This is a genomic window from Aureimonas ureilytica (genome assembly GCF_001475935.1).
GTDB lineage: Bacteria > Pseudomonadota > Alphaproteobacteria > Rhizobiales > Rhizobiaceae > Aureimonas > Aureimonas ureilytica_A.
The window spans coordinates 87110-113401 of record NZ_LDQA01000022.1; the positions used below are offsets into that span (position 1 = coordinate 87110).

The 26292-nt window shown below is 65.9% G+C and carries 23 protein-coding genes, 1 tRNA gene and 1 riboswitch; of the genes, 11 read left to right on the forward strand and 13 right to left on the reverse strand.

Annotation, left to right across the window (positions count from 1 at the left end):
• Nucleotide 1 precedes the first annotated feature (1 nt).
• From NS365_RS10085 to NS365_RS10130, 10 genes are all read right to left on the reverse strand, one after another.
• Nucleotides 2-1036, reverse strand: coding sequence for a vWA domain-containing protein (locus NS365_RS10085; protein ID WP_058600156.1), 1035 nt, complete (start codon nt 1034-1036; stop codon nt 2-4).
• Complete coding sequence (locus NS365_RS10090) at nt 1033-1497, reverse strand: DUF4381 domain-containing protein (RefSeq protein WP_058600157.1); 465 nt, start codon at nt 1495-1497, stop codon at nt 1033-1035. The genes NS365_RS10085 and NS365_RS10090 overlap by 4 nt, the downstream gene beginning before the upstream one ends.
• Nucleotides 1494-2429: a DUF58 domain-containing protein gene (locus NS365_RS10095; RefSeq protein WP_082684539.1), complete on the reverse strand. Its 936-nt coding sequence runs from the start codon at nt 2427-2429 to the stop codon at nt 1494-1496. Before NS365_RS10095 ends, NS365_RS10090 begins: the two co-directional genes overlap by 4 nt.
• A gap of 17 nt (nt 2430-2446) precedes the next feature.
• Nucleotides 2447-3433, reverse strand: a complete 987-nt coding sequence (locus NS365_RS10100; RefSeq protein WP_058600159.1) for an AAA family ATPase — start codon at nt 3431-3433, stop codon at nt 2447-2449.
• A 286-nt stretch (nt 3434-3719) separates the two neighbouring features.
• Entirely contained in the window at nt 3720-5111 is a 1392-nt protein-coding gene (locus NS365_RS10105; protein ID WP_058600160.1) for a sensor histidine kinase, read from the reverse strand.
• On the reverse strand, nt 5098-5775 hold the full coding sequence (locus NS365_RS10110) for a response regulator transcription factor (protein WP_058600161.1): 678 nt from the start codon (nt 5773-5775) through the stop codon (nt 5098-5100). The genes NS365_RS10105 and NS365_RS10110 overlap by 14 nt, the downstream gene beginning before the upstream one ends.
• 636 nt (nt 5776-6411) lie before the next feature.
• A tRNA-Arg gene (locus NS365_RS10115) sits at nt 6412-6488 on the reverse strand.
• Between the two features lie 93 nt (nt 6489-6581).
• Nucleotides 6582-7316 (reverse strand): ABC transporter permease, encoded by a 735-nt coding sequence (locus NS365_RS10120; RefSeq protein ID WP_058600162.1) that lies wholly within the window; start codon nt 7314-7316, stop codon nt 6582-6584.
• Nucleotides 7313-8254, reverse strand: a complete 942-nt coding sequence (locus NS365_RS10125; RefSeq protein WP_058600163.1) for an ABC transporter ATP-binding protein — start codon at nt 8252-8254, stop codon at nt 7313-7315. Before NS365_RS10125 ends, NS365_RS10120 begins: the two co-directional genes overlap by 4 nt.
• Nucleotides 8251-9468: an ABC transporter permease gene (locus tag NS365_RS10130; RefSeq protein ID WP_058600164.1), complete on the reverse strand. Its 1218-nt coding sequence runs from the start codon at nt 9466-9468 to the stop codon at nt 8251-8253. Before NS365_RS10130 ends, NS365_RS10125 begins: the two co-directional genes overlap by 4 nt.
• A 224-nt stretch (nt 9469-9692) precedes the next feature.
• Here NS365_RS10130 and NS365_RS10135 point away from each other — a divergent pair, with 224 nt between their 5' ends.
• A complete protein-coding gene (locus NS365_RS10135) occupies nt 9693-10823 on the forward strand; it encodes an efflux RND transporter periplasmic adaptor subunit (RefSeq protein ID WP_058600165.1) in 1131 nt (376 codons plus the stop codon).
• 3 nt (nt 10824-10826) lie between these two features.
• On the forward strand, nt 10827-13982 hold the full coding sequence (locus NS365_RS10140; RefSeq protein ID WP_058600166.1) for an efflux RND transporter permease subunit: 3156 nt from the start codon (nt 10827-10829) through the stop codon (nt 13980-13982).
• Here the strand turns inward: NS365_RS10140 and NS365_RS10145 are convergent.
• Entirely contained in the window at nt 13971-14330 is a 360-nt protein-coding gene (locus tag NS365_RS10145) for a TfoX/Sxy family protein (protein ID WP_058600167.1), read from the reverse strand. The genes NS365_RS10140 and NS365_RS10145 overlap by 12 nt on opposite strands.
• Before the next feature lie 200 nt (nt 14331-14530).
• On the opposite strand from NS365_RS10145, the gene choX reads away from it, so the two are divergent.
• From choX to NS365_RS10190, 9 genes are all read left to right on the forward strand, one after another.
• On the forward strand, nt 14531-15472 hold the full coding sequence (gene choX, locus NS365_RS10150) for a choline ABC transporter substrate-binding protein (protein WP_058600168.1): 942 nt from the start codon (nt 14531-14533) through the stop codon (nt 15470-15472).
• 77 nt (nt 15473-15549) lie between these two features.
• A complete protein-coding gene (betC, locus tag NS365_RS10155; RefSeq protein WP_058600169.1) occupies nt 15550-17073 on the forward strand; it encodes a choline-sulfatase in 1524 nt (507 codons plus the stop codon).
• A gap of 100 nt (nt 17074-17173) precedes the next feature.
• A riboswitch (glycine riboswitch) is annotated at nt 17174-17261 on the forward strand.
• Between the two features lie 140 nt (nt 17262-17401).
• Nucleotides 17402-18721, forward strand: a complete 1320-nt coding sequence (locus NS365_RS10160) for a D-amino acid dehydrogenase (RefSeq protein WP_058600170.1) — start codon at nt 17402-17404, stop codon at nt 18719-18721.
• 125 nt (nt 18722-18846) lie between these two features.
• Nucleotides 18847-19452, forward strand: a complete 606-nt coding sequence (locus NS365_RS10165) for an N-acetylmuramidase domain-containing protein (protein ID WP_058600285.1) — start codon at nt 18847-18849, stop codon at nt 19450-19452.
• 93 nt (nt 19453-19545) lie between these two features.
• Nucleotides 19546-20307, forward strand: coding sequence for a trehalose-phosphatase (gene otsB, locus NS365_RS10170; protein WP_058600171.1), 762 nt, complete (start codon nt 19546-19548; stop codon nt 20305-20307).
• Entirely contained in the window at nt 20304-21755 is a 1452-nt protein-coding gene (locus tag NS365_RS10175; RefSeq protein WP_058600172.1) for an alpha,alpha-trehalose-phosphate synthase (UDP-forming), read from the forward strand. Before otsB ends, NS365_RS10175 begins: the two co-directional genes overlap by 4 nt.
• 76 nt (nt 21756-21831) lie before the next feature.
• Nucleotides 21832-22473 (forward strand): 2-dehydro-3-deoxy-phosphogluconate aldolase, encoded by a 642-nt coding sequence (locus NS365_RS10180; protein WP_058600173.1) that lies wholly within the window; start codon nt 21832-21834, stop codon nt 22471-22473.
• A 111-nt stretch (nt 22474-22584) separates the two neighbouring features.
• Nucleotides 22585-23454, forward strand: coding sequence for an alpha/beta hydrolase (locus tag NS365_RS10185; protein WP_058600286.1), 870 nt, complete (start codon nt 22585-22587; stop codon nt 23452-23454).
• On the forward strand, nt 23451-24125 hold the full coding sequence (locus tag NS365_RS10190) for a GNAT family N-acetyltransferase (protein WP_058600174.1): 675 nt from the start codon (nt 23451-23453) through the stop codon (nt 24123-24125). The genes NS365_RS10185 and NS365_RS10190 overlap by 4 nt, the downstream gene beginning before the upstream one ends.
• 59 nt (nt 24126-24184) lie before the next feature.
• On the opposite strand, the gene NS365_RS10195 is transcribed toward NS365_RS10190, so the two are convergent.
• Nucleotides 24185-24628: a hypothetical protein gene (locus NS365_RS10195; protein WP_058600175.1), complete on the reverse strand. Its 444-nt coding sequence runs from the start codon at nt 24626-24628 to the stop codon at nt 24185-24187.
• A gap of 497 nt (nt 24629-25125) precedes the next feature.
• Nucleotides 25126-26256, reverse strand: coding sequence for an autotransporter outer membrane beta-barrel domain-containing protein (locus tag NS365_RS10200; protein ID WP_153003720.1), 1131 nt, complete (start codon nt 26254-26256; stop codon nt 25126-25128).
• Nucleotides 26257-26292 lie beyond the last annotated feature (36 nt).

The following is a 26292-nucleotide window of genomic DNA, read 5'->3' on the forward strand; positions in this document are numbered from 1 at the left end:
GTCAGGCTTCCTTGTGGGCCGGGCCCTTGATGAAGGAGCGGTTTTTGATGAGGGCGGGAGCCGTGCCGACCAGCACGGACAGCGCGGCGACGAGCAGGGCGAGACCGGCCGGCCAGAAGTAGAGGGCGACTTCGGGGCGCACATGCACCGGGTCGGCGCCGACCGGCTCGAGCTTGTCGATGGACCGGTAGTCCTCGGCGAGGCCCTTGACGTCCGTCGCCCTGAAATATTGGCCGCCGGTCAGTTCCGCGATCTTGCGCAAGGCGCCTTCGTCAAGGTCCGACGAGGGATTGACCATCTGGCGACCCATCGGGGTATCGACGGCCATCGGACCGCCGCCGACGCCGATCGTGTAGATCCGAATGCCCAGTTTCTTGGCGAGTTCGGCCGCCCGGATCGGGTCCATCTCCCCCGTATTGTTCGCGCCATCCGTCAGGAGAACGAGAACGCGCCCTTCGGCCGGCCGGTCCTTCAGGCGTTTCAGGGATACCGCGATGGCATCGCCGATGGCCGTTTCCTGACCGGTCAGCCCGACTTCGGCCTGATCGAGGAGATTGCGCACGACCTGCCGGTCGAAGGTCAGGGGCGCTTGCAGATAGGCGCGGTCCGAAAAGAGGACCAAGCCGATCCGGTCTCCCTTGCGGGCGTCGATGAACGCATCGGCTGCATCCTTGACCACGTCGAGGCGGGTGGCCGGTCGGCCGCCGACGGCGAAATCCTGCGAGGCCATGGAGCCGGAGAGGTCGATCGCCATCATGATGTCGCGCCCCTTGGCGGGCAGCGGCACGTCCGGCCCGACATAGGCCGGACGGGCCAGCGCCGACACCATCAGCAGCCAGACCAGCGAGGCGGCGGCGAGCTTCCACCAGGATGTCGAAACCCGGTCGGCCCGGCTTCCCAGATCCCGCGACAGGTTCGCGAAGAACGGAACTTTCAGCGCACCGCCCAATCCCTTGTCGGCGGGTTTGAGAAAACGGCGCAGCACGAAGGGCAGCGGTAGCAGGAGAAAGGCAAGAGGCCAGAGAAAGGTGATCATCCGTTCCTCCTGATCCAGGCGGCGATCTCCGTGCGCAGCGCCTCCGGTTCGAAATTCTGATTGGCTGGCGGGCCGTAGGGACCGATGGCCAGAAGCGTCGCACCGTCGCGGCTCATGCCGTGTTTGCCGTCCATCAGAAAGGCGCTCCACGCCGCACCGGTCAGAACATCGGCCCCCGCCGAGCGGCGGCGGGCGACCCGTCGCAGCAGCGAAGAGAGCTGCGTGAGGAATTCGTCGGGCCGTTCGGGATCGATCGCCTCCAACTCGCGAAGCGCCAGGAAACGCGCGCTCCTGCGGCGCAGCGAGGTCCAGACGAGCGTGGCCACGGCGAGAACGAAGACGAGCGCGATGAGGGCCCACCAACCCGGCGCGAGCGGCCACCAGCCGATGGGCTGCGGCAGGTGGATGTCGCGCAGCTGGGCCAGCTGGTCCTGCATCTGTGGCGTGAGTTCGGTGCTCATGCTGCCAGCCTCAGGTTGGAATGCGGACGGAGAATCGAGGCGGGATCATCCGGCGTCTGTAGGAAATGGCAGACCATGCCATGCTGCCGGCTGACGCGTTTCAGCCGCTCTCGGCGCGCCTCGAAGTCCTGCGCGTAGCGTTCGAGTTTGCGTCCGCCCAGCACCGATACGGCCAAGGCCTTCTCGCCATCGGTGAGGCGTCCGCCGCGCGGCGGGAGGGCGGCATCGAAGGGATCGGTGATCTGGATGTTGGTGACATGGGCATTGACAGCCAGATGTCGCAGCTCGGTCTCCGCTTCGTCACTGAGATCGGAGAAGTCGCTGATCACGAAGGCCAGCGTTCCCGGCCGGTTGCGATGACGCAGGCGGCGCAGGGCCTGCGCCAGCGTCACTTCCGTGCCCGAAACCCGCTCCAGCCGGGTTTCCTCCGACAGGGCTTCCAGAAGTCCCAGCACCGAGCGCCGGGTCCTGGCAGGGCGAAAGTCCCGCAGACCGTCTCGTGTCAGGATGAGTCCGCCGACACGGTCGCCGCCGTCATGGCCGGTCCAGGCCATCATGGCCGCCACTTCGGCCGCCAGATGAGACTTGAAGCGGCTCCTAGTGCCGAACTGCATCATCGCGCGCAGGTCGGTCAGGATGACGATGGGCCGCTCCCGCTCCTCCTGGAAGAGCTTGGTGTGGGGGTGGCCCGTGCGGGCCGTCACGCGCCAGTCGATGGATTTCACGTCGTCGCCGGGTTGATACAGACGGCTCTCGGCGAATTCCATCCCGCGTCCGCGATAGATGGACCGGTTGGCGCCCCATTGATGGGTCGCGACACGGCCCGATGGCGCAAAGCCGGCAAGGCCGCGCTGCGGGCGCACCCGAACCAGATCGGGCAGGGTCGCGACAATGCCTCTGAGGTCTGGGCCTTTTAATTCTCGCTCTGTCATGACGCTCTCCCACCCGTTCAAGCCACCGGAACCCGGTCGATCAGGGCATCGATGAAGGCGTCGGCGGTTTTGCCTTCCGCTTCGGCCTCGAAGCTCAGGATGATGCGGTGGCGCAGCACGTCATGCAGGACGGCCTGCACGTCGGACGGGGTCGCGAAATCCGCCCCGTTCATCCAGGCATGCACGCGCGCGCAGCGGTCGAGAGCGATGGTCGCCCGGGGCGATGCGCCATAGGAAACCTGATGGGCGAGGTCGTCGCCGTACATCTGGGGACGGCGCGTCGCCTGGATCAGCTGGAGGATGTAGCTCGTCAGCGCCTCCGAGGCATGGGTTTTCAGGGCCGCTTGCCTCGCCTCGAAAATCTCCCGCTGCGACACCCGAAAGGACGGCTTGACGGTTTGCGCCATGGCTTCGCCCCGCACGATCCGCAGCACTTCGCGTTCAGCCTCGGCGGACGGAAAGTCGATCTTGACGTGCAGCATGAAGCGGTCGAGCTGGGCTTCGGGGAGCGGATATGTCCCTTCCTGTTCGATCGGGTTCTGGGTCGCCATCACCATGAAAAGCTGCGGCAGACGGTAGGTCTGGCCGGCGACGGTGACCTGGCGCTCGGCCATGGCTTCCAGAAGCGCCGACTGCACCTTGGCCGGCGCGCGGTTGATCTCGTCGGCCAAGATCAGGTTGTGGAACAGGGGACCGGGATGAAACTCGAAGGTCGCTTTTTCCGGGCGATAGATCTCGGTTCCGGTCAGATCGCTGGGAAGGAGGTCCGGGGTGAACTGGACGCGGCACGGCTCGCCCTCGATCAACTCGGCCAGGGTGTTGACGGCCTTTGTCTTGGCAAGGCCCGGTGCGCCTTCCAGCAAAATGTGCCCATCGCCGAACAGGCCGAGCAGCAAACTGTCGACAAACGTCGCTTGGCCGACGATCCGCTGGTTCATGTGATCGCGGAGCGCATCGACAAGGGCGTTGTTGGTGCGGGGGACGGTTCGAAGGGTATGGCTCATCGGAATGCCTCGCAATCGGGCCCGGCCTTCCGCCGAGGCGCCGCGGTTTCCATGTCGAAACTTCGATGAATGCGAGACACCCGTCAGGGGCAGTTCCAGCGCCTTTGTTCGCCAGTCTGGCGAGGCGTAGACCGGCCGTGCGAACCGGGGGACGTGCTGAAAAGGAACAGTCCTTCCAGCATGGGCGGCCCGGATCGGTTCTCGCGTTCACGGTTCATGTCCCGAAGGCGATGAACGACGAGGACACTAAGCGAGGCAGTTTGAGGCAGCTTGCGGCGTTCTTTAATTATTGTTGAACTTGGAGCCTTGGGAAGGACACCCTGACGCGGAGGCCCGGATGATCGGCGGAGCCGGGATCGGTCGCGGACAGCGCGATACCGGCATCGTGGTGGTCGGCAACGGCCTTGACCAGCGCCAGGCCGAGACCGCTGCCCGGCTTGCTGCGAGCGCTGTCGAGCCGTTTAAACAGGTCGAAGACCTCAACGCGTTGCCCGTCGGGGATGCCGCCGCCACTGTCCTCGACGATGAGGTCGAGCGTGTCGGGCCGGTCCTCTAGGCGAACCCGGATCGAAATGTCCGAGCCGCCATGCACGATGGCATTCCCGACGATATTGGCGAGCATCTGCTGCACCATGCTCTTGTCGCACAGAAGCAGGCATGTCCCAGTCTCGCCGGGCCGAAACTCGAGCGTCTGCCCGTTCTCCTGCGCGAGAGGCGCGAAGAATTCGAGCGTGTTCTCCACGAGGCCGCCGAGTTCGATCAGCTGCATGTCCTTGCGCGGCGAGCCGGCGCGGATTCGCGTGATGCGCAGAATCGTGTCGATGATCTCGTTGAGCGCGTCGGTCTCGCTCAGCGCCCGCTCGACTTGGGGCTGCGGATCACGCCCGGCCTCGATGGCGTCCAGCGCATCGTTCAAGACGAGCCCGACGCGGGCGAGCGGGCTTTTCAGATCATGTGCGATCGCCGTCGTCGTGGCGCGCATACTGTTCATCAGGCGCGAGAGAACGTCGAGGTTCGCGTTGATCTGGAGGGAGATGCGGTCGATCTGGTCCGTCCTCACCCCGATCGGGACCCGCGCCTCGGAGTCCCCGCTTGCGACGCGTGCGAGAACGCCCTCGATCGACCTGAGCTTGGAAAAACTCTCGCGACTCGCCAGCAGGCCCAGACCCAGTGTCCCTAGGGTCAGGAGCACGGTCATGGCGGTGAGGCCCGCGATCATGTGAACGCGCATCTCGTCGACGGCCTCGAGACTTCGGCCGACGACCAGCGTTGCATCGCTGAACTTCTGGACCGACAGCACGAAATGCCCTTGGCTCCCCTCGGCGGAGACGAGTTGCAGCCTGATGTCGCGCACGCCGATGAAGTCCGGCATGGCGAGGTCGGCACCGGCCAGATGGATCCCATGTTCGTCGTAGACGGTCGAGATATGCTCCTGGCGGCTGACGAGCTTGCTCAGCGTGCCGATGGCCTTCACCAGGCCCTCGCGTCCCTCGGCGGCGTAGACGTCGCTGAGGAGGACAGCCTCCTCCAGAGTCTGCTGCTCCGTAACATCGCGCAGGGCGTGCGTGGCCGACCCGATGAAGAGCGCCCCGCCCAGGCTCATGAGAACCAGAACCCCGATCGCGACCTTGGCCGAGGTCCGAAAGGAGCTGCCCGACAGAAGATCAGTGAGGCGCACGGATGCGGTATCCCATGTTGCGCACGGTCTGGATCAAAGCCGTATCGAAGGGCTTGTCGATCTTCTGGCGCAGCTTGCTGATATGGGTTTCCACCACGGTCGTTCCCGGATCGAAGGAAAAATCCCAGATCCTCTCCAGGATCATCGTCCGGCTCACGACCCGGCCCTCGGCTTCCATGAGGAGTTCGAGCAGCGCGAATTCCTTGTTCTGCAGATCGATGACCTGCCCCTGACGGATCGCCACGCGCTTGAGAAGGTCGAGCTTGAGATCGTGGCAGGTCAGTTCCGTCTTGTGGCTGTTCTCTTTAGGACGCCGCGACAGGGCGTGAATGCGGGCGAGAAGCTCCGAGAAGTGAAACGGTTTGACGATATAGTCGTCGGCGCCCGCCATCAGCCCCTCGACCTTGTCCTCGACATCGGAGACCGCCGTCAAGAAGATCACCGGCAGGGAACTGTTGGACGCTCTCAGCGCCTTGACGAGAGAAAGCCCGTCGAGGCCCGGCATCATCCTGTCGACGATGGCCAGATCGCAGGTGTTATAGAGGCAGTAGGTCAGCGCTTCGCGGCCATCGCTCACCCAATCGACCGAAAACCCCTGTTCGATAAGACCTTTGCGGATGTATCCCGCCATCGTCTCATCGTCTTCCGCAACCAAAATCTTCATCGCGCGGACTTTCGATTCAAACACGATACCCTGTCGCTGGCTTATACCAAGGACCATGGATCGGGGCGGCATTCGATCGACGCTTCCCAGCCTGCGACTTCGAAGAATCTGGCACGCTCGCCGGGTTTGAAGCCATCGACGCGTTTGCCGATCGTAGTCCAGAGCCGTGGAGCGGTCCTCCTTTCGGCTTTGCGCAAGAGCGCCTTCAGCTTTGAGACGATTCTCCCGATCCTCTGGAACTCAGGGTCGTCGCTTGGCAGGCAAGCGACCTTGCGCGTCGGGTTGCTGGGGACCTCCTCATCAGCCCGTGCCCGCGCCCGAGATCTTGGGCCGCAGAACATTGCTGTCACAGGTTCTGTCGGCAATGACGGCCACCGCCTCACAATGCTTGCAAGCTTATAGAACTGCTGCTGCGTAGTCGCAGTTCTCGTCTTCACCCGTTGTGCCGCAAGGAGCAGCTTGCGGATCGAAGGAGGCGGCTATCGGCGGGACCACCTGCGCGCCTTCGCCCAGCGCGTCGAGGTCGCCGATGACGAGGTTCGGATCAAGTGAAGAAAATCGGACCTGCTTCAAACCCTCGTCGCCGCTTCGAGCGGGGAAACGGCGGCGTTTGCGGTTCGCAGTTCTGTATTGAAATGGCGCACCCGACAGGATTCGAACCTGTGACCTTCGCCTTCGGAGGGCGACACTCTATCCAGCTGAGCTACGGGTGCCCGGCCTGAATCAGGTTCAGGCTCTGGGGAGTTGATACAGGAGGACGGGAGGGGAGGCAAGGTGCGATCTTGCGATGCGCTGCGGGCCTGCTGTCAGGCGCGGCGGGCGAGGCGCTGCTCGAGCCAGGAGAGCGTGTCGTGCAGGAGGATGGCGAGCGCGCCGACGATCGCGCCGCCCTGGACGATGAAGGCGAGATTGTCCGATAGAAGGCCGGCGATCACGACTTCGCCGAGCGTGCGCGCACCGACCGTCGAGCCGATCGTCGCCGTGCCGAGGCCGATCACGGCCGACAGGCGCAGGCCCGCGACGACGAGCGGCAGGGCGAGGGGAAGCTCGATCTGGAGAAGGCGTTGCCAGCCCGTCATACCGACGCCACGCGCCGCTTCCACGACCGGGCGCGGGACGCCGGTGAGACCCGCGATCGTCGTTTCGAAGATCGGTAGGAGGCCATAGAGGAAGAGGGCGACCAGCGTCGGCGCTTCGCCGAAGCCCATGGCCGGTACGGCCAGCGCCAGGACGGCGACGGGCGGGAAGGTCTGGCCGATATTGACGACGGAACGCGACAAGGGAAGGAAGTCCGCCCCCGCCCGGCGCGTGACGAAGACGGCCATGGCGACCGCGAGAAGCGCGGCACCCAGCGTCGCGATGGCCGTGATCTTCAGATGCGACAGGGTCAGCGAGAGAAGATCGCCCTTGTCGTAGATCGCTGGCGCGTTGTTCTCCGTGAGCGGTCGCAGAACGGGCTCGAAAAGCGCCGGGCGGAAGAGAAAGGCGAGAAGGAGGGCCAGAAGCACGAGGCGCCAGGCCCGCGCCAAATGCCGTGTCACGAAGCCGGTCTCGCCGCGCAGCGCAGAAGCGCGGAGGTGCGCACTATGCCGAGAAGCCGGCCTGTCGCATCCGCCACGGGGGCCGCGCCCCGGTTCGACCAGAGAAGATCGGCCAAGGCGTCGCGCCGGTTTGTATCGGTGCGCAGCGGCGCGCCGGAGGCGGCACCCGGCTCCACGAGGTCTTCCAATGTACCGAGCGAGAGAAGTTTGAAGGCCCGGTCGTTCGCGCCCAACATCTCTTCGACATAGGCGTCGGCCGGGCGGGCGAGGATTTCGGCCGGGGAAGCGCATTGGCGCAACCGGCCGTTTTCCATGACGGCGATGCGATGGCCGAGATGCACGGCCTCTTCCATGTCATGCGTCACGAGAACGACGGTGGTACCGGTTGCCTTCTGCACGGACAGGAGATCGGCCTGCGCGCGGGCGCGGATGATCGGGTCGAGCGCGCCGAATGGCTCGTCCATCAGGAGAATGGCGGGACGGGCGGCGAGCGCGCGCGCCACGCCGACGCGCTGCTGCTGGCCGCCCGAAAGCTGGTGCGGATAGCGCGCGGCGTAGTCCTTAGGGGCCAGCCCGAAGAGATGCAGCAGTTCCTCGACGCGCGCCTCGACGCGCGGACGCTCCCACTTCAGGAGATTGGGTACGGTCGCGATATTTTCGGCCACGGTGCGATGAGGAAACAGGCCGTGGTTCTGGATGACATAGCCGATGCGGCGGCGCAGCTCCGGCCCGTCGATCTCGCGATTGTCCTTGCCGTCGATCAGCACCGCGCCCGATGTCGGATCGGTCATGCGATTGACCATACGCATCAGCGTTGTCTTGCCGGAGCCCGACGCGCCGACGATCGTGCAGATCGTGCCGGGTTCCACCGTGAGGCTGACGCCATCCACCACGCGCGCACCGTCATAGGCTTTCGAAACGTCGCGAAACTCGATCATGCGGGCGAACCTTTCGAGAGCGGGCCTTGCGGCGGCTGGGTGAGATCGACCGCCGCATCCATAAGGACGGCGGCCGAGAAGGCGAGGGCGACGGTCGGCAGCGCGCCCAGAAGCACGAGATCCATCGCCGTCTGGCCGAGGCCCTGGAACACGAAGACGCCGAGCCCGCCCCCGCCGATCAAGGCGGCGATCGTGGCAAGGCCGATATTCTGCACCAGCGTGATGCGAACGCCGGTGAGGATCACGGGAAGCGCCAGCGGCAGATCGACCCGGAAGAGACGCTGGCGCGCTGTCATGCCGAGGCCGCGCGCGGCGTCATGCGCGGCGAAGGGGACGCCGGCGAGGCCGGCCACCGTGTTCGCGACCATGGGCAGGAGCGAATAGAGAAACAGCGCGACCAGCGCCGGGGCCGCGCCGATGCCGCGAATGCCGATTTCGCGTGCGCCGGGTACGTGCAGCGCGATCCAGCCGAGCGGCGCGATCAAAAGGCCGAACAGCGCGATCGAGGGGATCGTCTGAAGGATGTTCAGCGAACTCAACAACGGCCCGCGCAGCGCGGACACGCGGTGGCACAGGATGCCGAGCGGCAGGCCGACGATGATCGCCCCCAAGAGCGATCCGAGCGCCAGCATGACATGGGTGCCCGCCTCGCGCGCGAAGGCGTCGGCGCGCGGACGGTATTCCTTCATGACGGAGAGATCGTCCCAGACGCCGAGGCGAAACAGAACGAAGAGAACGAGTCCTGTCGCGCCCAGCAGCGCTACACGCCCCAGCGGCGGCGGGCGCAGCCGCGCCAGGGCATCCGTCGCTAGAAGCGACAGGGCGAAGAGGACCAGCCAGAAGCCGGAAGCCGGGGCGACGCGGGCATAGGTGTTGGCGGCGGGCGAGAGATGGGCGGGCGCGGCGCCCAGGCTCAGAAACAGAACCAGGAGGCTCCCGAGCGCGACTAGAAAGCGCAGGCGCGGCGAGCGGATGAAAAGCGCCACCATCGCGGCCAAGGTCAGAACCAGCGCAAGGCCGATGGCGAGTGTGGAGGGTAGCGCCTCGAACAAAGGCTTCCCGACGCCCGGAACGATGCGATTGGCGCGAAAGGTTGCGAGCGGAAGGAGACAGGCCCCAGAAGCGCCGATCCCGGCAAGGAGAAGGCCGAGCCTGTCCGGCCCACGCGCAAGCGCGCGGGTCGGGCCACCGATCTCCGCCTCAAGAGCACTCATACGCTGCGTCGTCTCCATCTCTGACCTGAGATTATGGGGCGGAGCGGCGCTATGTCAGCGTCCGCACCCGAGAATCCCCAGTTCCGCGAAGGGGCGGGGTGTCGCAGTTCGTGCCGCTGTCGCACCCCGTTGACGCAACCTTTCGTCATATCCACGTCACGCGATGGCCGTTCTCGTCAGCTAGATGCTAAGCGGCACCTTTGAATGATCGGAAATGGACAGGCATGGCCGGACGGCTTCGCAAGGGTCTTATCGTGATTCTCCTCGCCGGTGGCGTGGCCGGTGCGGTCGGCTGGAGCCGGACGCGCGAGGCGTCGCAGGCCGCGCCTGTGCCGGTCGCCGCTGTCGTGCCGCAGACCACGGAACTCGCCGGGGCGGAGGTTTCCAAGGTCGAGCCCCGGACGCTGACGCGCACCGTGCGCGTGTCGGGTTCGGCCGAGCCGCGCCGGGTCGGAACCGTCAACGCCGAAGTGTCCGGGCGACTAGCCGAGGTGCGGGCGGAAGTCGGCGACAAGGTCTCGGCCGGAGAGGTCATCGCGCTTTTCGATACGACGGTTCTGCGCTCGGGCCTTGCCGCGCAGGAGGCGACACTGGAAGCGAAGCAGGCGCAGCGCCGGCTGGCGGCCTCGACGCTGGAGCGCAGTCGCAGGCTCGGCACGGCGGGGATTTCGTCGGAAGCGACGCTGCTTCAAGCCGAGGCCGATCTCCTCTCGTTGGAGGCCGAAGTGCGCGGGTTGGAAGCGGGCGTCGCGGACGCGCGCAAATCCCTGGCGGATGCCGAGGTGAAGGCGCCCTTCGATGGAACCGTGTCGCAGCGCTCGGTCGAACCGGGGCAGAGCGTACCCCTGAACACCGAGCTGTTCCAAGTCGTGGATCTCACTGAAATGCAGATCGAGGCGCTGGTGCCGACCAGCCGCATTTCCGAGGTGCGCGTCGGCCAGCGGGCGCAAATGCGCATCGAAGGGTCTTCGGGCCGCGTGGTGGAAGCGGACGTCGCGCGGATCGCGCCGGTCGCCGTTGCCGGGTCTCGCGCCGTTCGGGTTTATTTGAGCGTTCCGAACGGGGAGGGGCTGCTGCGCGGCGGCTTGTTTGCCACCGGCGAGATCGCCATCGAAAGCTTTCCCGATGTGATCGCGCTGCCCTCGGCCGCCATTCGGAAGGACGAGGAGGGAGCTTTCGTGCTCGCCGCACGGGGCGGCCGCCTGTATCGCCAGCCCGTGCAGCTTGGCACCCAGTTCACCGAGCGCGGCCTTGTCGAGGTCGCGCGGGGGGTGGCGGAGGGCGATGTCGTCGTCACCGCCCCCTTGCCTGATCTCAAGCCCGATACAGCCGTCACCATCGCGGATTTGGGCTGAGCGATGTTCCTCACCCGCATCAGCGTCGCCCATCCCGTCTTCGCGACGATGATGATGGCGGCGATCGTCGTGATCGGCCTGTTCGGCTATTCGCGGCTTGGCGTCGAGCAGTTCCCGCAGGTGGATCTGCCCGTGGTCGTGGTCTCGACCAGCTATACCGGCGCTTCGCCCGAAACGGTGGAATCGGCCGTGACGCGGCCGATCGAGCAGGCGGTGAACACGATCGGCGGCGTCGATACGGTCTCGTCCCAGACCTTCGAGGGACGCTCGCTCGTGATTGTGCAATTCACGCTGGAAACCGATTCCGGCGTCGCCGCGCAGGAGGTGCGCGATCGCGTCTCCCGGTTAGAGGCGGGCTTCGTCGATGGCGTGGACACGCCGCAAGTCACGCGCTTCAACCCCGACGACCAGCCGATCCTGTCGCTCGCGATCTCCTCGGCCACCCATTCGCTGACCGATATCACCACGATCGCCGATCAGATCGTCACCAAGCGGCTGAACGTCGTGGCGGGCGTCGGCCAGACCTCCATCGTCGGCGGGGCGAAGCGGCAGGTGCAGGTTCTGCTCGATCCCGAGCGCATGGAAGCGCTGGGCGTCGGCACCTCGGCCGTGCTCGACGCCATCCGCCGCGAGAACCAGGACATCGCCGCCGGCACGCTCGTGTCGGGCATCGACGAGCGCACGGTAACGGTGGAAGGCCGGATCGACGATGTGCCGGGCTTTGAGCGCATCATCGTGGCGACCGAGGGCGGCGCGCCGATCTATCTGGCGGACCTTGCCACCGTACGCGAGGGCGGTGCGGAGCTGACGAGCCGCGCGGCGCGCAACGGCGTCCAGTCGCTCGGCGTCGATGTGGTGAAGGTGCAAGGGGCGAACACGGTTCAGGTCGCGCAGGCCCTGCGCGCCGAGATTGCCAAGCTCCAGGTCGAGCTGGGGCCGCAGGGCTACGATCTCGCCGTGTCGCGCGACAATTCGCGCGCCATCTCGGCGCAGGTGTCCGAGGTGCAGCGCACCTTGATCGAGGGCGCGTGCCTCACGGTCGTCATCGTCTTTCTGTTCCTGAACTCCTGGCGCTCCACGGTCATCACCGGCCTGACGCTGCCGATCTCGGTGATCGGCACCTTCGCGGTGGTTCATGCGCTCGGCTTCACGCTGAACACGATGACGCTTCTGGCGCTCTCGCTCGCTATCGGCATCCTGATCGACGATGCGATCGTTGTGCGCGAGAACATCACGCGCCATCTCGCCATGGGCAAGAGCCACCGGCAGGCCGCGCTCGACGGCACGAACGAGATCGGCCTCGCGGTGCTGGCGACGACGCTCTCCATCGTCGCGGTGTTTCTGCCCGTTGCCTTCATGGGCGGCATTATCGGGCGCTTCTTCCTTCAGTTCGGCGTCACGGTTTCGGTCGCCGTGCTCATCTCGCTCTTCGTCTCCTTTACGCTCGACCCGATGCTGTCCAGCGTCTGGTACGATCCGCACGCGCATCCCGGCGCCAAGCGCGGGCCTGTCGGGCGGCTGGTCGCGCGCTTCGATCGGGGCTTCGAGCGTCTGTCGGGGGGCTATGCGCGCGTCATCCGCTGGAGCTTCCGGCACCGCATCCTGACGGTGTTCGCGACGCTCGCGATCTTCGTGGCGAGCCTGATGCTCGTGCCGCGCATCGGCGCGGAGTTTCTGCCCGAGGGGGATAATGGCGAATTCAGCGTGTCGCTGGAAGCGCCCGAAGGCTCTTCGCTCGAATACACGGCGATGAAGGTCGCGCAGGTCGAGCGCGTGCTTCGCGCCCAGCCCGAGGTGATGACGACCTATTCTACGATCAATTCCGGCGGCTCGCGCGGCTTCAACGCGGCCAATGTCGCAGTAACGCTAAGGCCCATCGCGGAGCGCACGCGCTCCACGGCGGAGGTCGTCGCACCGCTGCGCCCGGCGCTGTCGCGTATCGCGGGGCTCACCGTCTCGATCAATCAAAGCGCCATGGGCGGCGGCGGGGGCGGCGGGGCGTCCGCCAAGCCGTTGCAGTTTTCCGTGCTCGGTGAAAGCCCGGCCGAGCTGAAGCGCATCTCAGGCCAATTGACCGCGGCGCTGCGCGCGATCCCCGGCGCGATCGAGGTCGAGTCCTCCATCGAGGACGAGCAGCCGACGCTGGCGATCCGGGTGCGGCGTGAGGCGGCGAGCGATCTCGGCATCACGCTGACCCAGATCGGCGACACGCTGCGCCCGCTCGTGGCGGGCGACGCCGTCTCGGTCTGGAACGCGCCGGATGGAGAGACCTATGACGTGATGGTGCGCCTGCCAGAAGAAGGTCGCGCAAGGGCCGAGCAGCTTCGCGCGCTCACCATCGCCACCGGCCGGCGGGACGCGGAAAACCGGCCCGTCACGGTCGCGCTCGATCAGGTGGCCGATGTCGTGGACAGCGTGGCCGCGAGTTCCATCAACCGGCGCGATCTCCAGCGCGAAGTGCGTATCTCGGCCAATGTCTCCGGCCGGGCGCTGGGGGAGGTCACGTCGGATCTTCAGCGCGAGATCGCCAAGCTCCAACTGCCGCCGGGCTATCGCATTTCCTTCGGCGGCGATGCCGAGAACATGGTGGAGAGCACGGGCTATGCGCTGCAGGCGCTGGGGCTTGCCGTGATCTTCATCTACTTGATCCTAGCCTCGCAGTTCGGCTCCTTCCTCCAGCCGGTCGCGATCATGATGTCGCTGCCGCTCTCCCTGATCGGCGTGCTGCTTGGCCTCTATGCCACCGGCTCGACACTCAACATCTTCTCCATCATCGGCTTCATCATGCTGATGGGCCTCGTCACCAAGAACGCGATCCTGCTGGTGGACTATTCCAACCAGGCGCGGGCAAGGGGCATGGACTTGCGCGAGAGCTTGGCGGAGGCCGGCGCGGTGCGCCTGCGGCCGATCGTGATGACGACGCTCGCGATGATCTTCGGCATGGTGCCGCTTGCGCTGGGCTTGGGGGAGGGCGGCGAGCAGCGCGCGCCCATGGCCCATGCGGTGATCGGCGGGCTGATTTCCTCCACCGTGCTGACGCTCGTCTTCGTGCCGGTGGTTCTCACCTATATCGAGGGCTTCAAGCGCCGCACGCGCCGCTTCATGCCGCGCTCGGCCGACGATCCGGCTTTGGCGGAGCAGGCCACATCAAAGCTCTGAAAGCGTCTTGCGCCGGCGCGGCGGCTTTGCGGCCCCCGAGCGCAAGGCCGCTTCGAAGGCGAGGCGGACCCAGTGCGCCAGCGTTTCGGGATCGTCCAGCGCCTCGTCGGGGATCGACCAGTAGGGCATGAGAACCGGCCGCCCGGCTTGTCCCTCATAGGTCCATTGGCGGGCTCCCGCCTCTGCAAACAGCGGGGCACTCGTCGCGTCGGCCTTCAGAAGAATCTCGTCGCGAAGGTCGATCGCGACGATCAGGCCGGCGTGATAGATGCCCTTGCCGCCGAACATGCGGCGGATGGTCACCGATCCGAGGCCCTCGAACATCTCCCGGATATCGTCGTCATTCATCGCGATTGGGTCTCCAGGCGTTGCGTGCGAGTGCGCCGGAGGGGCCGGGTCCTGCTCCCGGATCGGCTGGATCAGCATAGCGCGTTCCTTTCCAACGGTGCAGACGAATGGAAATGGTCTTGAAAGCCGGCGTGGTCTCGGTCCTGATACGGGATCGGTAAGGCGTCCCGACGATGCCCGTCCAGAATCGAGGTTTTCCGATGCTCCGTTCCGCCCGCTTCGCCGTCGCCGCGCTTCTTGCCGCCGCCACGCTTCCCGGCGCTGCCTTCGCCGCCGATCCGGCCGCTTGCAAGATCGTGCGCATGTCGGACCCCGGCTGGAGCGACATCACCTCCACCAACGCGCTGGCGAGCACCGTTCTGGACGGGCTCGGCTACACCGCGAAGATCGAGACGCTCGGCGTGCCGGTCGGCTATCAGGCGCTCGCCAACAAGCAGACCGACGTCTTCCTCGGAAACTGGATGCCGGCGCAGACGAAGTTCCGTGACGAACTGGAGGCCAAAAAGGCGGCGGACGTCCTGACCAAGAATCTGGAAGGGGCCAAGTTTACGCTGGCCGTGCCGAACTACGTGGCCGAGGCCGGCGTCAAGGACGTGAAGGAACTCGCCGCCAACGCGGACAAGTTCAAGTCCGAGATCTACGGCATCGAGCCGGGCGCGCCCGCCAACACCAACATCCAGTCGATGATCGACGCGCCGGCCTATGGCTTGAAGGGCTGGAAGCTGGTGGACAGTTCCGAACAGGGGATGCTCGCGCAGGTGAAGCGCGCCGAGCGCTCCAAGGACTGGATCGTGTTTCTCGGCTGGGCGCCCCATCCGATGAACAACATGGGCATCACCTATCTCTCGGGCGCCGACGAGTTCTTCGGCCCGAACTATGGCGGGGCCGAGGTCTACACGCTGGCGCGCGCGGGCTATGCGGGAGAATGCCCGAACGTCGCCAAGCTCTTCTCGCAAATGCATTTCACCGTCGAGATGGAAAACGAGATGATGGCGGCGCTGGCCGAAGGCACCGATCCGCAGAAGGCCGCCAAGAGCTGGCTCGCCAAGCACCCCGCCGTTCTGGAGCCGTGGCTGGCCGGCGTCACCACGCTGGACGGCCAGCCGGGTCTTGCGGCGGTGAAGGCCAAGATCGGCGCCTGATCGATCCCCTCCTGTCTCGCGGCGGCGCTCCTCGAAAGGCGCCGCCGTTTCTGTGTTCTGCGATTTGAGAGAGCGCCATGACCGACGCCCGCCGCCCCAACATCCTCGTCATCATGGTGGACCAGCTCAATGGCACCTTGTTTCCAGACGGGCCGGCGTCGTTTCTCCATACGCCGCATCTCAAAGCCCTGGCCGAGCGCTCGGCGCGCTTCGTGAACACCTACACGGCGAGCCCGCTTTGCGCTCCGGCCCGCGCGTCCTTCATGAGCGCGCAACTCCCGTCCAAGACGCGCGTCTATGACAACGCGGCCGAATTCGCCTCGGATATCCCGACCTTCGCCCATTATCTGCGCCGCGCGGGCTATCGCACTGCGCTGTCGGGCAAGATGCATTTCGTCGGCCCGGACCAGCTTCACGGCTTCGAGGAACGGCTGACGACGGATGTCTACCCGGCCGATTTCGGCTGGACGCCGGACTACAGCAAGCCCGGCGAACGGATCGACTGGTGGTATCACAATCTCGGCTCCGTCACCGGGGCGGGGATGGCCGAGATCACCAATCAACTCGAATATGACGACGAGGTCGCCTACCACGCTAAGGCGAAACTCTATGATCTAAGCCGGGGCCATGACGAGCGGCCCTTCTGCCTGACCGTCTCCTTCACCCATCCGCACGACCCCTATGTCGCGCGCCGGCGCTTCTTCGATCTCTACGAGGGCGCGCCTCATCTCCTCCCCGAAATCGGCCGTCTGCCCGACGAGGCGCAGGACCCGCATTCGCGCCGTCTCATGGCCGCCTGCAACGATCAGGACTACGACATCACGGACGAGATGATCGCCCGCTCGCGCCGGGCTTATTTCGCCAATATCTCCTATATCGACGAGAAGGTCGGCGAGCTGATCGACGTGCTGGAGGCCACGCGCTTGGCCGACAACACCGCCGTCCTCTTCGTCTCCGACCATGGCGACATGCTGGGCGAGCGCGGTCTCTGGTTCAAGATGAACTTCTTCGAGGGCTCGGCGCGCGTGCCCATGATGCTGGCCGCGCCGGGCGTGGCTGCTGGCACGTTCCGCGAGCCCGTTTCGACGCTCGATGTCCTGCCGACGCTCGCCGATCTCGCCGGCGTCGATCTCGGCTCGGGCGCGGACTGGATCGACGGCGTGTCGCTGATCGACACGATGGCGCGGGGCGAGCGGCGCGAGCCCGTCCTGATGGAATATGCCGCCGAAGGCTCGGTCGCGCCCATGGTCTCGATCCGCGAAGGGCGTTGGAAGTTCAACCGCTGCCCGGCCGACCCGGACCAGCTGTTCGACCTCGACGCCGATCCGCACGAACTGACCGATCTGGCGGGTGATCCTGCCCATGCGCAGACGCTGGCGGGTTTCGCGAAAAAGGCCGAATCGCTGTGGGATCTCTCTCGCTTCGACCGGGAGGTGCGCCAAAGCCAAGCGCGCCGGCATGTGACTTACGAGGCGCTGCGCAACGGTGCCTACTACCCCTGGGATTTCCAGCCGCTTCAGAAGGCGTCCGAGCGCTACATGCGCAACCATATGGATCTGAACATTCTGGAAGAGGCGCAGCGCTTCCCGCGGGGCGAATAGAATTGCCACGATTTTGAGCGCCCTGCCTTAACTGAGGCACGGCGTGCCGGCTCTTCGCGCTTGCTGCGGCATGGGATGTCGCGTATCTTAAAGTCCATATTCGCTGTATGCGGGAGAGACCGGCATTTGCCGGCGCCGAAGGAGCAACCGCCCCGGAAACTCTCAGGCAAAAGGACCGCGCGGCGCTAGACACATCCGGAGAGTGACGGCGATTCCACGCAGCCGTCCGCCGAAGGAGAAAGCGGTTTTGGGGGATAATTCCCGTGCCGTGAAACTCTCAGGCCAATGACGGAGGGGCACGACCAGACCCGATGCGCTCGGGCGAAGGATGATCGTGACCTCTGTTGCCGTTATTGGCGCCGGTATCACCGGCGTAACCACTGCCTATAAGCTCATGTCCCAGGGCCTCGACGTGACGGTGTTCGACCGGAACGCGTATTCGGCCATGGAAACCTCCTTCGCCAATGGCGGCCAGCTTTCGGCCTCCAATGCCGAAGTCTGGAACTCGCCGGCGACGTTCCTGAAGGGCATCAAGTGGATGCTCAAGAAGGACGCCCCGCTGCTCGTCCATCCGAGCCCGACCTGGCACAAGCTGTCCTGGATGTTCGAATTCGTCATGGCCGCCCGCTCCTACGAGGAGAACACGGTCGCGACCGTGAAGATGGCCATCGCCGCCCGCCAGCACCTGATGGACATGGCCGAGCGGGAGGGGTTCGACTTCGACTGCGTGAAGCGTGGCATCCTGCATGTCTATGAGACGGAATCGGAGTTCAAGCACGCGCTGCGTGTCAACGATCTCTACGCCAAGGGCGGTCTGCACCGCGACGTGCTGGACGATGCCGGCATCCATCAGATCGAGCCCGCGCTCGCTGGCAAGTTCCATGGCGGCTTCTTCACGCAGAGCGACTTCACCGGCGACATCCACAAATACACGCGCGGCCTTTCGGCGGCCTGCGAGCGCAAGGGCGTCTCCTTCCGCTACGAGTCCCACATCACGCAGCTTTCCACCCGCGAGGGCGGGGGCGTTGCCGTCTTCTCCCGCAAGGCAGGGACGGAAGACGAGGGCATAAGGCAGGATTTCGACGCGGCGGTGATCTGCGCCGGCGTCGGCTCGCGCCGCTTCGCCGCCATGCTGGGCGACCGGGTGAACGTCTATCCCGTGAAGGGCTATTCGATCACCGTCAATCTCGAGGACGAGGCGAGCCGCGAGGGCGCGCCCTATGTCTCGCTTCTGGATGACAAGGCCAAGATCGTCACCAGCCGCCTCGGCCCCAATCGCCTGCGCATCGCCGGCACGGCGGAATTCGCGGGAGAAAATCGCGACATTCGCATGGCCCGCATCAAGCCGCTGGTGGACTGGTGCCGCTACCGCTTCCCCGGTGTCTCGACCGCCTCGGTCGTGCCCTGGGCGGGCCTGCGCCCGATGATGCCCGACATGCTCCCGCGCGTCGGCCGGGGCAAGGCCAAGGGCGTCTATTACAACACCGGCCACGGCCATCTCGGCTGGACGCTTTCGGCCATCACGGCCGACACGATCGCCGCCGAAGTGGCCGGTGATTACAAGGCTTCCGGCACCCCGGTGCGTGGCGAGTTGAAGTCGGTCGACACGGTTCGTGCCGAGGCCGAGCGGCTGACGGAAGCGGCCTGATCCCTGCGTTTCCAGCGCCTCTCAAGGGGCGCTGGAAGGCTCTCGTGCCTGCAATCTATCCCCAATTTATCCCCGCCCGCTGGCGAGCGCCCATTCTGGCGCTCGTTCAACAGGCGGGGTTTTTCATGCCGATCTCCAGGGAAGTTCTCGATGCCGCGCGCGAGGTCGAACGCGCCACCGGCACACCGGCGGCCGCGCTCGTCGCCATCGCCATCGTGGAAACCAATGCACGGGCCTTCGCGCCGGTGGGCGAGGGGCGCGAGCCGCTGATCCGCTTCGAAGGCCATGTGTTCGATCGGCGCCTCAACGAAGAGAAGCGCCGGATCGCGCGCACGGCTGGCCTTTCCGCACCGCGCGCCGGCCAAATCCGCAACCCAGCGGGGCAAGACGCGCGCTGGCGTCTCCTGCGCCAGGCTGCGGCGATCGATGCGAATGCTGCCTATGAGGCGACCTCTTGGGGGCTGGGGCAAGTGATGGGCCTGCACTGGCAGACGCTCGGCTATGCCAGCGCGTCCGCGTTGGCAGAGGACGCGCGCCGGTCCGCCGAGGGGCAGTTCACTCTCGTCGCGCGTTTTCTGAAAACCGGCCCGTTTGTCGAGCGGATGGAGCGAGGCGATTGGGAAGGCTTTGCCCGGCTCTATAACGGCCCCGGCTTCGCCGCCAACGCCTATGACCGGAAGATCGAAAGCGCCTTCCGGCAGGCCTCGCGCCTTCTGTCCAACGCGGCTTAACCTGCCGAACGAAGCGAGGCGGGGGGAAGCAAAGCGGCCTTTTTGCGGCATCGGCATGTTTCCAAATCGGCAAAAAGGCCTATCTCGGAAGGCATGAACCTACCGCCTCCGATCGACCCCGCCCGCCACGCGCTCTTCATCGATTTTGACGGAACGCTGGTGGATCTCGTGGACGACCCGACCGGGGTCGTCATCTCGCCCGAGGCGGTGGAGCGCCTTGGGCAGTTGCAAGCGGCCTGCGCTGGGGCCTTCGCCGTCGTCAGCGGCCGGCGCATCGCCGATCTCGATCATTTCCTCCAGCCCTTGCAATTCGCCGCGGCCGGCGTTCACGGGCTGGAGCGCCGCGACCAGCCGGGCGCGCCGGTCGTGCCGCTCGCCGGCCCGGAAGGGCTCGATTCGATCCGGGTGGCGCTCGGGGCCGGTGTCGTCGCGGAGCCTCGGTTGCGGCTCGAGGATAAGAAGACCGCGCTCGTCGTGCATTATCGCGGCTTTCCCGAGTTGCAGGAGGCCGCCATCCGCCTCGTCTCGGCGGCGGTCGGCGAGGAGCCGGGCTACGCCGTGATGAAGGGTGACAACATCGTGGAGGTGCATCTGGCGGGCATGGACAAGGGCAAGGCCATCGAAGCGTTGATGGCCCATGCGCCGTTCCAAGGGCGCCAGCCCATCTATGTCGGGGACGACACGACGGACGAATTCGGCTTCTATGCCGTTCGCAAACTGGGAGGTGTCTCGATCAAGGTCGGCGACGGCGCGACCGAAGCGGAGTTCCGTCTGGCCTCGGTAGACTCGGTCCATCGCTGGCTCGGGGTTGCGAGGCGGGAGGCCTCGCAGCAGCAAGGGGAAACACAGTCATGAGCGAAACCCAACAGCGACTTGTCGTCGTCTCGAACCGCGTCGGCCCCTTGAGCGACGAAGGCAAGGCAGGTGGGCTCGCCGTCGGTCTCGCGGACGCGCTGCGCCGGCGCGGCGGCCTTTGGTTCGGCTGGAGCGGGGAGGTGTCCCCGGATGCCGCCAGCAGCGACTATCGCACCGAGACCCACGGCCATACCTCGCTCACCACGATCGACCTGACGCAGGAGGAACTGGACGGCTTCTATTTCGGCTATGCGAACCGTTCTCTCTGGCCACTCCTGCACTACCGGCTCGACATCGCCTCCTTCGACCGTGCTTCGGCCCGGACCTATCGGCAGGTGAACCGGCGCTTCGCCGAACGGCTGAGCCCGCTTCTGACGCCCGACGATCTCGTCTGGGTCCACGACTACCACTTCTTCTTCATGGGGCAGGAGCTGCGCCGTTGCGGCTATGACGGCCGGCTCGGCTTCTTCCTCCATATTCCCTTCTGCCCGCCCGATCTGATGTCCGCGCTGCCGGGCAGCCAGGACATGGTGCGCGCCATGCTGGCCTATGACGTGATCGGCTTTCAGACCGAAGGCGACCGACGCAACTTCGTGGCCTTCTGCGTGCAGGAACTGGGCGCGGAGGATATCGACGGAGACAGGGTACGCACGCAGGACGGGCGCATCGTTCGCGCTTCGGCCTTTCCGATCGGCATCGACGCGCATGGCTTTGCTGAGTTCGCCCTGTCGGACGAGGCGCGCGAGCACGAGGCCATGGTGCGCGACATCTCGCGCGGCCGGCATCAGATCGTCGGCGTCGATCGCATGGACTATTCCAAGGGCCTGCCGGAGCGCTTTCGCGGTTTCGAGCAGCTTCTGGAGGACGAACCGGAGCAGCGTGGCAATGTCCAGTTCCTCCAGGTTGCGCCCCTGTCGCGCTCCGAACTCGAAGCCTATGCCGATCTTCGGGTCGAGCTCGAGGGGCTGGCCGGCAATATCAATGGCCGCTTCGCGACGCTCGACTGGAACCCGATCCAGATCATGGTCAACGGCTTCACGCGCCGGGCCCTCGCGGGCATCTACCGCGCCGCGCAGATCTGCATGGTGACGCCGCTGCGCGACGGCATGAACCTCGTCGCCAAGGAGTTCATCGCCGCGCAGGACCCGGCCGATCCCGGCGTCCTCATCCTGTCGCGATTTGCCGGAGCGGTGGCAGAGTTGCCCGAGGCGCTGATCGTCAATCCCTATTCCACCGACGAGATCGCCCACGCCCTGTCGCGCGCGACCGCCATGCCGCTGGAGGAGCGGCGCGAGCGTCATGAGGCGATGCGCGCCCGCGTCTTCGCCAACACGGCCCATAATTGGTGCGAGACGTTCCTGGCCGTTCTGGACGATCGCAACGAGCGTGAGTTGCAGCCGCGCTCCTGGTGGCATCGCCTCGGCTTTGGCGGCGCGCCGCGTTCCTAAAATCGTTTCAGGTCGGCCGCCGATGGTTTAAGGAGGCGGCGGACACTTGTGACCTGCCGCCCGAAGGGACCGGACGATGACCCAGAAGACCCATGCGCTGCTCGAAATCCTGCAAGTTCAGCCGGTCATGCCCGTCGTGGCGGTGGAAAGCGCAGCCGATGGCGTGAAGCTCGCACGCGCGCTCGCCGAAGGCGGCCTGCCGGCCATCGAAGTGACGCTGCGCACCCCGGCCGCGCTCGACGCGATCCGCGCCATTTCGGCCGAAGTGCCGGAGGCGATCTGCGGCGCGGGCACGATCCTGACGCCGCGCCAGTTCGACGAAGCCGTCGAGGCCGGCTCGCGCTTCATCGTTTCGCCGGGCACGACGCACGAAGTGCTGGACGCCGCGAAGTCCTCTGACGTGCCGCTTCTGCCGGGCGCGGCGACGCCGAGCGAACTGATGGCCATGATCGAGGAAGGCTACGAGATCCTGAAATTCTTCCCGGCCGAGCAGCTGGGCGGCATTCCCTATCTGAAGTCGCTCGCCCCGGTCTTCCCGAAGATTCGCTTCTGCCCGACGGGCGGCGTGTCGCCCAGCAATGTCGGCGATTATCTGGCGCTGCCGAACGTCATCTGCGTCGGCGGCTCCTGGGTCGCGCCCAAGGACATGGTGTCGGCCGGCCGCTTCGATACGATCACCCAGCTCGCCCGTGAGGCGGCTGCGCTGCGCGTCCGTTAAGGCTCTCCGTCGGGGGAGGGAGGCTTTCGCCCGACTCCGACCACCCGCCTTGCGGTGGCGATTTTTCGCCGCCGCACCATCTTCTCGCGCGACCTCTGCTTTGGATGTGCCATGCCGCGCCTGTTTCCCAGCCTTCTCGGCCTCCTGTCGCTTTGCGTTCTCGCGGGCTGCTCGGGGCCGGCCGTTCTCAACGCGTTGACCTCACGCGCCGGTTTCGAGACGATCCGCGATCTGCGCTATGCGCCGGGCGAGCGCGGAACCTACGACCTCTACGTTCCCGACAATGCCGACACCCGAACGCCGGTCGTCGTGTTCTTCCATGGCGGCAGTTGGGACGGCGGCTCCAAGTCGCTTTATCCCTTTGTCGGCCAGTCGCTGGCGACGGCTGGCTTCGTGGTGGCGATTCCCAATTACCGGCTCTACCCGCAGACCGTCTTTCCCGGTTTCGTGGAGGATGGAGCGCGCGCCGTGGCGGCGGTTGAACGCCTTGCCAGCCAAGGCGGCCACGGGCTGCCCGCCGGGCGCCATCCGCTCTTCGTCATGGGTCATTCGGCGGGCGCGCAGATCGGCGCGCTATTGGCCTTCGACGGACGCTATCTCCAGCGTGTCGGGCTCGATGCGCGAGCACTATCGGGTTTCATCGGGCTGGCCGGGCCCTACGATTTCCTGCCGATCCAGGAGGAACGCTACAAGCGCATCTTCCCACCGGCGGTTCGAGCCGACAGCCAGCCCGTGCGCTTTGCCAGCGGCCGCGCGGCCCCGGCGCTGCTCATCACGGGTCTCGCCGACACGACGGTCGAGCCCAAGGAAACGCAATCCATGGCCCGCGCCATTCGCGAGAAGGGCGGACAGGTCGAGGTGCGCACCTATCCTGGCCTCGACCATGTGGGTGCTGTCAGCTCCCTTGCCACGGCGCTGCCGCTGGGTAACCGTGATGTCCGAGATAGCGTGATTCGCTTTGTGAAAGACCATTCGAGATGACCGAGCGCTCCCTCGCGAACTGGCAGCCGCGCGCCCTTCCGGGCAACGAGCCGTTGGTCGGCCGCCATGTTCGCGTGGAGCCCATCGTGGACGACCGGCATTTCGCCGATCTCGAAGCGGCCTTTCGCGGCCATGACGCGCTCTGGACCTATCTCGCCTATGGGCCGTTCGACGGGGCGGAGGCGTTTTTGCGCTATGCGCAGGCGACCTATCTTTCCTCCGATCCGAAGTTCCACGCGATCATCCCGGCCGGCTCGGACAGGGCAGAGGGCGTGGCGGCGCTAATGCGGCTCGACCCCGCCCATGGCGTGGCCGAGATCGGCCATATCTGCCTTGCGCCCTCGCTCCAGAAGACGCGCGCTTCCACGGAGGCCTTCGCACTTCTCTATGGGCGTGTCTTCGACGAGCTGGGCTATCGCCGCCTGGAATGGAAGTGCGAAAGCACCAACGCGCCCTCCCGCCGCGCGGCGGCGCGCTACGGCTTTCAGTACGAGAGCCTGTTCCGCCAGCATATGGTGGTGAAGGGGCGGAACCGGGATACGGCCTGGTTCTCGATCATCGATCCTGAATGGCCGGTGGTGAAGGTAGGTTTCGAGCGTTGGCTGGCGGACGAGAATTTCGATGGCGAGGGTCGGCAGCTCCGCTCGCTCGAAGCTTGCCGCGAGGGCTGAAGGCCCAAACACAAACGGCGCCCGAGGGCGCCGTTGTCATATCGGATGGACAGCTCGGCTCAGCCGCGCGCTGGCACGATCGTGATCAGCGCGTTGTTGGGATAAACGCTCTCATACATCACGCCGTCGCCCGGCATGAACTCCAGAACCGTTTCGCCGTGATGGTCGGTCATCACCAGCGACCCATCATCCTTGCGCTCCCAATAGGCGACGCGGGCCAGATCAGGCGACTTGGCGCAGGACGGCCCCATGGGCACGCGATGCACCACATCGTCCTCGACCGGACCATTCACCTTGCAGCTTGCGCCATTGCGCAGATCGATCAGGCGAACCGCCTCTGCGGCAGCCGGCTGGCCGTCGACGGGGATGGAGGCGGTGATCTCGGGCGCCGGCGACATGGCGGCCACGAGGCTGTCGGTCGAGGCGACGGCAGGCCCCTGAAGATAGGAAGCCAGGATCGTACCCGCGAATCCGACGACGAGAGCGACGGGGGCGAATCTCATATTCGATCTCCTGCGGCACAGGCCCCGCGCGCATTGGGAGAGAAAGCGCGAGTGTCCTGAAAATCGAGGCGAACGGGCCACACTGACGCGACCATGTTCACTGAGGAGGCACTATCACCCCATTAATCTTACCTGAAGGTTAACACGGCGAATTTGCAACGAGTTTTTCGCAAGTGCGAAAAGGATCCTTCGTCAGGATCGGCGTCACATCCGGGTCGAGGCAGGAGCTTCGGAGGCCATTTCCATGCGTTTCGACAGACGTCGGGGAATCAATCTGCTCGCGGGATAAGCGCCCGGCCGATAGAGTCTCTTCAGGCGCGCGGGCTCTGTCCGACGGGCGATCAGCTTGTCGATCACCGGGTCGCCCGCCTGGCCGTAACGCTTCGACGCCGAAGCGAATCCGCTTCGGCACAGCGCGGACCAAGATCGAAAGCGCTTACCTGAAATGCGCGGCGGGCAGATGGTGCAGCAAGAGCGACGTGCGGATCAAACTCGAGCTAGAACTTGCCGCTGATCTTCATTTCCATTGAAGAGCGAGGCGCGGCGTTCTCCCAGACCGTTTTGTGTTCGATGCGGGCGCTCCAATCGGGCGTGATGTCGGCGCGGATGCCAGGCGTGAAGGTGAGGCTGGCGAAGCCCGAACGGCCGAACGCATCGTCCGCGCCAATGGCGCGGGTGCGTGAGAGGTCGCGCAGCATCTCGACGCGCAGGCCGGGGCGCAGCGATAGCCCATAGGCCTTCAGCGTGTAGTCGGTGCGCAGGCCCGCCACGGCCGAGGCCTTGCTCGCGCCGACGCCGTTGGGCGAGGAACCGAACGAGGGCAGATCGGTCCCGAGCCGCGAGACCTGCGTGCGGCCATAGGGCGAGATCATCCAGGGGCCGCTGCGGTGCTCATAGCCGAAGGTGAGCGCGCCGAAGCCCTGCGCTAGCCCACCGACAAAGGCCGGGCTCTCCTGGGTACGGCTCTCAGTGAGCCGCGCGCCGCCCGCCACGACATCCACGAAGGTTCGCTCGGTCGGATGGAAACTGCCATAGGTGGCGAGACTGAGCGCGCTGACGGTGGAATCGCCGATGCGCTGGTCGATTCCGAGCGCCATGCCGAGCGAGGCGCGCGAGGACAGGGCCAGATCGAAGCCGCCGGATAGGCCGGCCGAACTGCGGCCGCCATCCAGCATTCCCGACCGGGCGCGGCCCATCTCGACTTCGCCGGCAGTCCAGAGATTGAGCGGCGTCGCGCTTTTGGCCTGCCGGCGGATTTCGAGCGTTCGGTTGGGTACTTCCCGCGCGTTGAAATCGTCGTCGAGATAAAGGCTGGGCAGAACCGGCATGGGCACCGGGTCGAGAAACGGGTCCAGCGTGCGGTCGGCATGGGCTTGGCCGATGCGCAGCGTCAGGTCGAGATCGGTGTTGTCGGTCTGCGCGGGGTCGCGCAACTCTTCCATCCGCTCGCCCAGCCGGGCGATCGTGCCCGACGCCAGATCGGCGGCGAGACCCGTGGAGCCTTCCACGGTCTGCGCGGCTTGCGCCGGCGAGGACAAGAGACATGCGGCCAGCGCCGCCGGGAGAATCATGTTTCGAAACCATGCCCCGGAGAGAGGGGGCACGGTTGTGAGCAAGGCGTCGGTCATGAACCGCCTCCCTGTATTCCGATGCTTAAAATTCTT